This is a genomic window from Longimonas sp., assembly GCF_046498435.1.
Classification (GTDB): domain Bacteria; phylum Bacteroidota; class Rhodothermia; order Rhodothermales; family Salinibacteraceae; genus Longimonas.
Map to the genome: position 1 here is coordinate 1 of NZ_JAWOAR010000302.1, position 8,646 is coordinate 8,646.

An 8,646-nucleotide genomic window follows, 5' to 3' on the forward strand; every position below is an offset into this window, starting at 1 on the left:
ATTTAAAGAGGAATACGCCTGCTGCCTTGAACTCATTTACGGAATAAGACAGAAAAAATCCGTAAAATTCGCCGTCATTCCAGATCTCCTGCCGACAGTGGTCGGCAGGAGATCTGGAGCCGAGCGAAGCGAGGGCCGAAGGTCATGCCTGTGGTACGCACGCAGTAATCTATGCTGCGAGCGAGAGTCGAAGCCTCAAAACTGCCCCAAGCCTCTAACCCAAGACCTACCGCCATACATGCAAGGTTTCTGCCCCCTCTGGATCCTGGATCTCCGCTGCGCTCCGTCCAGGATGACGTTCGGGGGGCGTCATTCCAGATGGTGCACCTCGGCCTTGCACCGCAACAAAGCATGCGGATTTGCTATGACCCAGAAAGATGTGGGCCACGCGGCTTGCTTTGCTCGGCCTAAACGTTTGCTCTGCTTACACAATACACCTTGAAATGACAGACGTCCTGCCTCACGGACGGTACCGCGCCCAGCGGATCAGTTCACGCAGGCTGGGGGGTTTGCCGTACATGAAGATGCCGACGCGGTAGATGCGGCTGGCGACCCAGATGGTGCCGACAAAGGTGGCCATCACAAGTAGCCATGACACCGCCAGTTGCCAGAACGCGACGTCGGTGAGGGCCGAGCGCAGGACCATCAGGATGGGGGCGAAGAACGGGATGAATGACAGCACGGTGGACAGGGTGCCGTTGGGCGCTTCGATGACGACGCCGAGCACCAGCAGGGGGATGAGCAGCGGAATGAAGACCGGATACATGAGGCTCTGGGCGTCTTGCACGCGCTCGACGGCAGACCCCACGGCGGCGAAGAGGCTGGCATAGAGCAGGTAACCCGCCACAAAGAAGAGGAGCGTCCACACGAAGAGCGAGATCGGAAGCGACGGGATGGTGATGCCCGCCGCTTCGAGCGCGGCTTGTTGCGAGGCATCTGGGGCGATGTCGTAGGCCGCCGGATCCATAAACAGCATGAAGAGCGGTCCGGCCGCAGCCAGGGCGCCGCTTACGAGCACGCCCCACGTGAGCATCTGCACGAGTCCCATGGCGCCGATGCCCAGCACCTTGCCCATGAGCAGTTCGAACGGACGCACAGAGGAGACGACGATTTCGACCACGCGCGAGCTTTTTTCGGCGATGACGCCCTGCATCACGTACTGTCCGTAGATGAACACGGCAAAGTAGATCACAAAGGCCAGCATGTAGCCAATGGCCGAGTAGATGAGTGTAGCATCGGCCTGATCGCCTTGTTCGGTGATGCGGCGCATCTCCAGCGAGGGCGAGGCCGCCAGGATCGACTCGACGGCGTCGGGTACGTCCTCGTTGGCCAGACGCACATCGCGCACAGCCCGCTCTACGACGTTTTGGATGCGATTCTGCGTGCCGAGTCCGCCCCCGCTGCTGCGATAGAACGAGGCGGTGCCCTCTCCTTGCAGAAGCGTTTCGGGGAGGACCAGGTAGCCGCTGTAGACCTCGGCGCGTACCGAATCGGCCAAGGCTTCGGTATCGGCTGATGCGTTGACGAAGGTGAAGCTACTGGGCTGTTCTTGCAGGTGGGGAAGGAGCTGTTCGGTGGCATCGACCACCGCTATGGGCGGCTCGTCATCGCTGTCTGCCGCAAAGAAGGTGAGCAGCCCCGGCAGCGCAAACAGGGCAACGATGCCTACCGGCGCCAGTAGTGTGGCGAGCACGAATGCCTTGGACCGTACGCGGCGCCAGAACTCGCTTTTGAGAATGATCCAGATGGGATGCATGGGGTAGCGGTTCGTTCAAAAGAAGAGGCAGTGCAAGAAGGGGGGGGCGTGCTATGCAGCGGCAGCTTGGGCGGCGTTGGCCTCACCTACGACTTCCACAAAGATCTCGCTGAGCGGCGGCTCGGTGCGCTCAAAGTGATGCAGTTCGTCGACGGTGTCGAGCGCGGCTTGCAGCACACGGCGGGCGGGCGTTTCGTTTAGCAGGCGCATCTCGGCGCGGTGGGCACTCCGTGCATGCACCCGGACAGCGCCCTCGGCTTCGAGGTCGCTGATGAAGGCGTCGGAGCCGTCAAAGCGCACGATGACGGTGTTGGTGCCAAAGCGCTGCTTCACCTCGCGCAGATCGCCGTTCAGCACGACCTGTCCGTTCGCCATGAGACAGATGTCGTCGCAGAGCTGCTCGACCTGCTCCATCCGATGCGAGGCAAAGAGAATGGTGCGGTCGGTGCGGCGCAGCTCCAGAATAATGTCGCGCAGCACATCGGAGTTGATAGGATCGAGGCCGCTAAACGGCTCGTCGAAGATGAGCAGTTGCGGGTCGTGCAAGAGCGTAGCGATGAACTGCACTTTCTGCTGCATGCCTTTGGAGAGCTCCTCGGTTTTCTTGTCGACCCAGTCGAGTGCATCGAATCGCTCCAGCCAGTGGTGCACGCGCTCAGTGGCGGCATCAGCAGAAAGGCCCTTGAGCTGTCCCAGGTAGACGAGCTGCTCCTTGACGTGCAGATCGGGGTAGAGCCCGCGCTCTTCGGGCAGGTAGCCCATGCGCCGCTGGCTCCATGCGCCCACGAGACGCCCATCGTAGCGCACGGCTCCGGCATCGGGCTGCGTGATGTGGGTGATCATGCGCAGCGTTGAGGTCTTGCCCGCGCCATTTGGCCCCAGCAGCCCGAGAATGCGTCCGGGTTCGGCAGCAAACGACACGTCGTGCACCGCCTTTGTATCCCCATAGGCTTTGTGCACGTGGTCGACGGCGAGGGTGGGCATGGCTGATTGGGCACCTGTTCTGTATCTATGCTATCGTACGACCCAAAATGCGAGGATCGCCACAATAGGATTGCACATCCATTATGGTGATGTGCATTGTGGTGATGCTACGATAACGATGCCACGCCACCAATGTCAATGCGACTGAAGCGTTAAGTTGTTTCTCGTCTACGTGCTGTAGGTGCACGCCGCCTGCGGGGATGTGCAGGACGACGTGGAGGGATGGAGGCGCTTGTTCAGTGGATTTGGTCATGACGCGCCATTTAAAAGCGTCAGTTTCACCTCGCGCTCTACGAAGTCGCCTGTTATATCGTCAGTTACGCGCACAGTGAGCGTGACCTCCTCTTGGTCGCCTACGTCGTCCCACGATTCCATATCCAGCAGGAAGAGCTCCTGAACCCGCCGCTGGGCTGACTCGCTCGTGGTGGTGGTTGCTGTTTGCGTAACGTCATCCCCTCGTACCCACCGCGAGATTCCACGACGCGGCTGCTCGCGGTTGACCTCCAGATCGATGGTATAGCGCGTCCGATCGCTGTCATCGAACGCAAGGTGATACACTTCGAAGTACACTCCGAGGGGCGTATCCAGCGTAGCTGTTTGCTGGGGATACGGCGTCAGTGCTTCACCGTCGAGTGGGGTACGCAACGATTCAGGATCGACCGTGACCAGCTTCACATCGCTCATCTCCAGAGATGTTGATGTTGCATCCAGCTGTTGCAGCGAGTCGAGGCGGGCCGTTGACTGGCGGAGCAGAAAGTTGCCTGCTGCATCAGCAGAAGCGCCCAGGCGTTGATCCCACTGAAGCCCAAGATGAAACGAAGGCATTTCAGACCGGATGGCTACCGTTTGCGGGAGAATCCACGCCGCCTCTTGCCCACGGTTCTGTTCGAGATCTGCCGGAGCCTCCACATCGGTTTGCGTGGTGGCCTGATGCGCAGCGCGGTGCTGCTCATCCTCCAGACGAGCGGTAGCCACGACCCGCGATTCGTCGGGCAGGGCCGACTCGTCTACCTCCAGGGGCGACTCGCCGATAGCATCGCGGGGGTTGAGGTCGTCTGTTGGAACACTCCAGTAGACTTCGGTGCGTGTGGCGCCATCTTGATCCAGAAAGCGCGCCCACCGCATCTGCACGTCAAGCGGGCGCTGGTCATTGTCCAGCGTTGACTGCGCCGCCCCTACCGTCTCACGACGGATGCGCTTCAGCCGGTGGTCTTCCCGCTGACTCTGATGGTTGACTTTCACTGCCTGCTCGGTGGGCGTCTCGAAGTTGAGGCCTCCTCCTGTTTTCAGATACGCAATGTAGTTTTCGACTTCGCTGTAGCGCTCCATGTACATCGGATTGTACACCGAGAGTTGTGCCAGAGCCACCTCCATACCGCGCAAAAAGGCGTATGTATTTGATGATCGACTGCCTTGCGTTGCATGATGATTACGGACGCGTCGCGGCATCATATCCATCACGCCCCCTAACTCATAGACATCGCCCTGCTCTTCTTCGAAGAACAGAAAGTGCGCTTCGTGTCCCAACTCATCGTATTCCCAATAAATGCCTGGCGAAAAGTCGAACGACGTAAGGCTTGGAGACGGGCGAATGACCTCTCGCCACAGTTCAGCACTGTCGTCGAAGGTGACGTCGAGCGTGATAGGTGGGGGACCAAGCCGAATGTATACTCGACCGCGCGCATCGATATACTCGTCGTGCATGTACGCGCGCCGCGCATCTTCAACACGGACCAGGTGCTCCATGAGGCGCTCATTGGAGGGGGTGGCAGCCTGGCGGTCTTGCTGGCGCCACCATGCGGTAAGGACCTCGCCCGCGTGTTCATTGAAGGTAAGATCTGTGATGCGGCGAATTTCGTCGGCGGGGTCAAGCCCAACGCGACGCTTGATGTTGTCGGGCAAGACGAATGTGGTTTCCAGGAGATGTTGCTGTATCCGGCGGCGCTCGGCAGGCGGGAACGATGCGGTATTTCCTGCTTGCTCGATGAATGTCATAAATGTTTGCGCCGCCACCTCGTAGTATGGGTGCGTACCCGTTGCAAACGTTGTACGCACCAGCGCATCGGCCGTACGCATCCAGGCGGGCGACATCTCATCGAGGGCTCGCATGGTCTGATTCCATGTACGCAAGGCCGGTTGAGGCCCGCTCACCTCGTCGCGCGCATGCCCCAACCAATAGCCTACAGCACCTCCTTGCTGAGTTTTGTATCCAGCATCGTTCTCGAAAACCGGCGTCAGCAACTGGACGCTCTCTTCGTAGTCGCCCCGTTTTGCTGCCTCCACGCCAAGCGTCGCGATCGACTCATCAATACTCAGATCAGCTACATTTTCCTGTGGCTGTTGACCGTATGACAGGGTCGAGGATGCACATCCAACTACGACAAACCCAATGAGACCGGCGACCCAAAGCAGATGTGTTGTACGCATATTGCTCCTCATATACCGTCGTAAGGAATGGTCATTGTCACCGCTGCATATGGGTTTTACATTTGGATCTTATATTCGTATCCTGGCACGTCGTTTCTATGTGTAGTAACTGTACTGGGTATTTACGAATGTCATCTCGTCGCGAGGCTCTGCCTCGTGACGCCATCGTTTAGGGGCTCCGCCCCGTCCACAGGCAGGAAATGACGCCCTTCGGGTCAAGTGCGTAACTCCTAACTCCATGAACTCGGTGACACAGCACGACGGTCCTTCTGCCTTGTCTTGCATCCCGAAAATAGTGAACTTCTGGGGTGCGCGCATACCGCCTGTGCGCAAACACTACCGCGCAGGGGAACAGTGACAGGCAAGGCGGGATGCCATGAATAGCGAAAAGTAACCAACCCCGCAGTGCATGAACACGATGGATTGGCACCGTGTGGCATACGTCGAGTTTGCGTTTGCCACCGTCACACTTATTATCTTTCCCCTGGCGTTGCTGGTGGCCTCGGTGCGTGTCCCAGCGGTGCGCATGCGCATGCTGGCCTACTGGCGGGCTGCTGCGCTGTTGGGCATTACGGTGTACCTGTGGATTGCCGAAATGACAATGGGATTTATGACAAGCGTGGCGGCGCGGGTAATTGTGCCGCTGGTGCTGTGGCGGGGCGACATCGGTGCAACCTGGCAGGACCCACTCCCCGCCCCCACCTCGTGGCAAGCACGCGTGTATCGCATGTGGTGGTATTTTGTTGTGGTGTACTCTGTCACCGGGGCTGTGTCCATGCTTCCAATGGTATCCTGTGCCATTACCGGAGACACTCCGGTTTCGTGTCAGGCCTGGTACGGCCCACCGCAGACCTACGCGGCGCTCTTCCATAAACATGCAGACTGGTGGATGCTCGGGCGCTGGGCCTGGGTGGCGCTTAGTGCGTACAGTCTGTACCTCATGGCTACGATGTACCGGCTGCGACGGCGAAAATCTAAGCAGGTATGAGGCCAGGGAGATCGACCGTCTCCCCGCCGAGGGGGAGCGGATCCACACATCCTCATGAATTAGATATTCATGAGGCATCTATCTCGATGTGTGCTCGCATGCACAAATTAACATGAATCAGGAGTGGTGGGCTCGCCTGGCCGTGCGCAATCAGGAACCGAATAGGGTTCTGCACCTTGCATCACATAAGCCGAGTCTCCCCCTTTCTCGACGGTCGTCTGCTCATGCTTGGTACAGTAGGAGAGCTGTTTATCATCACCGCCTTTGTGGCGTGTGCGTTATCTGGGATTACGTTTTTCTGGGCTGCCCAATCTACTCATGCTGGCGAACGCAGCCTGTGGACGCGCGCTGGGCGTTGGTCGTGGGGCGCCATGACAGCGGGTATTCTGGTGGCTTCGGGCATCCTCTGGTATCTGCTGCTCAATCATCAGTATCAGTATGCGTATGTGTACCAGCAGACCTCGAACGACCTGCCGCTGCGCTACCTGATTTCGGCGTTCTGGGCGGGGCAAGAGGGCTCGTTCTTGCTCTGGGCACTTATGATGTGTGGCACCGGTGGCCTACTCATTAGCTACGTGAAGCGTCGCTACGAAGCGCCAGTTATGGCCGTCGTATCGCTCTGCCAGGTGGCACTCCTTTCCATGCTGGTCGGCCTGCAACTGGGTGAGCTTCCTATTGGCGCCTCGCCATTCATGACACTGGCCGAGAAGTTTCCGACTGCGCCGATTTTCCAAGATAACCCCGGGTTCATCCCCGCTGACGGCCAAGGACTGAACGATCTTCTGCAGAATCCTTGGATGACCATCCACCCACCGGTGCTGTTCTCGGGCTTTGCTACCATGGTGGTGCCGTTTGCTTTCGCTATTGCAGCGCTCTGGAAGCGCAAATACACGCAATGGGTGCGCCCCGCGATGCCGTGGACCATCTTCGCGATTCTCATGCTGGGCATTGGTATCGCCATGGGGGGCTACTGGGCGTACGTCACACTCTCCTTTGGCGGATACTGGGCCTGGGACCCGGTCGAAAACTCGTCGCTGGTGCCGTGGCTCATTGGCGTCGCCGCGCTGCATACCATGCTTGTGCAGAAGAAAAGTGGGTCGAGCCATAAAGCTGCACTCATCCTCAGTATTCTGGCCTATGTCTTCGTCGTCTACTCCACGTTTCTAACCCGCAGTGGCATTCTTGGTGATGTGTCGGTGCACTCGTTTGTAGATCTGGGGCTCTACAACCAGCTCCTCATCTGGATCGTGGGCATGACGGTGCTGGGCCTGGGGCTCTTTGCCTGGCGCTATAACGAGTTGCCTGAGCCCGAAAAAGCACCGCGCATCGTATCGCGTGAGTTCATGATCTTCTCGGGAGCCATGATTCTTGCGGCCATCAGCGCAGTCGTTATTCTGGGCACCAGCACGCCAATCATTGGGCGCATCTTCCAGTCGCAGCCCTCTACGGTGCCCATCGAGTTTTACAATCGGTGGACGCTTCCTCTGGCGCTCGGGCTGGTGTTCTTGGCTGGCGTTGGGCAGCTTATGTGGTGGAATAAGATGGGCATAGAAAACCTGAACCGCGTTATCCTGAAGCCGCTAAGCGCCGCTGCGGTAGCCACCATTGCCGTGCTCATCCTCACGCCCTTTGCCCAGCAAACCGTCATCCTGCCAACGGATGTGCCCACACAAGAGTTTGCCCAGGCTGGGTTTACCGAAGGTCTCGGGGTGTTTTGGGATACGTACGGCTACGCCCTCTTGCTGCTGATGCTGGTCTTTGGGTCCTTCTTCTCGCTATTCGGCAACGGCATGGTGCTCTGGCGCATTGGCCGCGGCAACCCGCGCATGGCAGGGGGCGCCGTTACGCATATCGGATTCGCCATTATGATGCTCGGCGTTGTAGCGTCCAGCTCATTCGACCGGGCCCTCCCGCTGCTCGATGAAGTCCGCACGACCGCCGATGTGGAGAACGCCTCCCGCGAAAACTTCGTGCTGGCCCGCGGCGAAACCCGCGAGGTGAGTGGCTACGAGGTGACCTACAGCGACCGTACCACCAACGACTACGGACGCGGCGAGTACACGCTCGACATTACCGACCAGCAAGGCCGTAGCTACACGGTACGCCCCGAGGCGTATGAGTCTGATGATGGACAGTGGTTCATGCATCCCGGTGTCAAGAAGTTTGTAGAGCAAGATCTATTCGTGGCTGTTACACCCCGCGAGGCAACGGGTATCGACGACGATCCGGATGCAGAGGGCGGCGAGTTTCAACTGGCACGGGGCGACTCGACCGTGATCGGCGATGGGGAGTATGCCATCTCCTTTAAGGGATTCGACATGGAACTGCCTGACACCGATGTGCCCAACGATGTGCAGCTTGCCGTAGGCGCAGTCATGGAAATGACGGATCTGGAGACGAACGAGACGCAGCGGCTCAAGCCCATCTGCATGACGCCGGTTTTACCCGGTATGCAGGTGGAGCCCATGGATGGAAAGCCGACCCTCCCGGA

5 protein-coding genes are annotated in these 8,646 nt (G+C 58.9%); 2 read left to right on the forward strand and 3 right to left on the reverse strand.

What is annotated here, in order from left to right; translation table 11 throughout:
• Window positions 1-460 precede the first annotated feature (460 nt).
• The 3 genes from R6U20_RS11665 to R6U20_RS11675 all read right to left on the reverse strand — a co-directional run bounded on the left by R6U20_RS11665 (window position 461) and on the right by R6U20_RS11675 (window position 5,167).
• Window positions 461-1,756, reverse strand: a complete 1,296-nt coding sequence (locus R6U20_RS11665) for an ABC transporter permease (RefSeq protein WP_410338030.1) — start codon at window positions 1,754-1,756, stop codon at window positions 461-463.
• Window positions 1,757-1,807: 51 nt separating this feature from the next.
• Window positions 1,808-2,740 carry an ABC transporter ATP-binding protein gene (locus R6U20_RS11670; RefSeq protein ID WP_410338031.1) on the reverse strand — a complete coding sequence of 311 codons (933 nt, stop codon included), beginning with the start codon at window positions 2,738-2,740 and terminating at the stop codon, window positions 1,808-1,810.
• A 249-nt stretch (window positions 2,741-2,989) separates the two neighbouring features.
• Window positions 2,990-5,167 (reverse strand): GWxTD domain-containing protein, encoded by a 2,178-nt coding sequence (locus R6U20_RS11675; RefSeq protein WP_410338032.1) that lies wholly within the window; start codon window positions 5,165-5,167, stop codon window positions 2,990-2,992.
• Window positions 5,168-5,576: 409 nt separating this feature from the next.
• On the opposite strand from R6U20_RS11675, the gene R6U20_RS11680 reads away from it, so the two are divergent.
• On the forward strand, window positions 5,577-6,155 hold the full coding sequence (locus R6U20_RS11680) for a DUF3177 family protein (RefSeq protein ID WP_410338033.1): 579 nt from the start codon (window positions 5,577-5,579) through the stop codon (window positions 6,153-6,155).
• Between the two features lie 224 nt (window positions 6,156-6,379).
• Window positions 6,380-8,646, forward strand: a 2,267-nt coding sequence (locus R6U20_RS11685; RefSeq protein ID WP_410338034.1) for a heme lyase CcmF/NrfE family subunit, incomplete at its 3' end; no start/stop codon positions are given.

Bases quoted from the DNA above. Each gene is read 5' to 3' on its own strand.
- R6U20_RS11670 (WP_410338031.1), bottom strand. From the start codon at position 2,740: ATGCCCACCCTCGCCGTCGACCACGTGCACAAAGCCTATGGGGATACA.
- R6U20_RS11680 (WP_410338033.1), top strand. From the start codon at position 5,577: ATGAACACGATGGATTGGCACCGTGTGGCATACGTCGAGTTTGCGTTT.
- R6U20_RS11675 (WP_410338032.1), bottom strand. From the start codon at position 5,167: ATGCGTACAACACATCTGCTTTGGGTCGCCGGTCTCATTGGGTTTGTC.
- R6U20_RS11665 (WP_410338030.1), bottom strand. From the start codon at position 1,756: ATGCATCCCATCTGGATCATTCTCAAAAGCGAGTTCTGGCGCCGCGTA.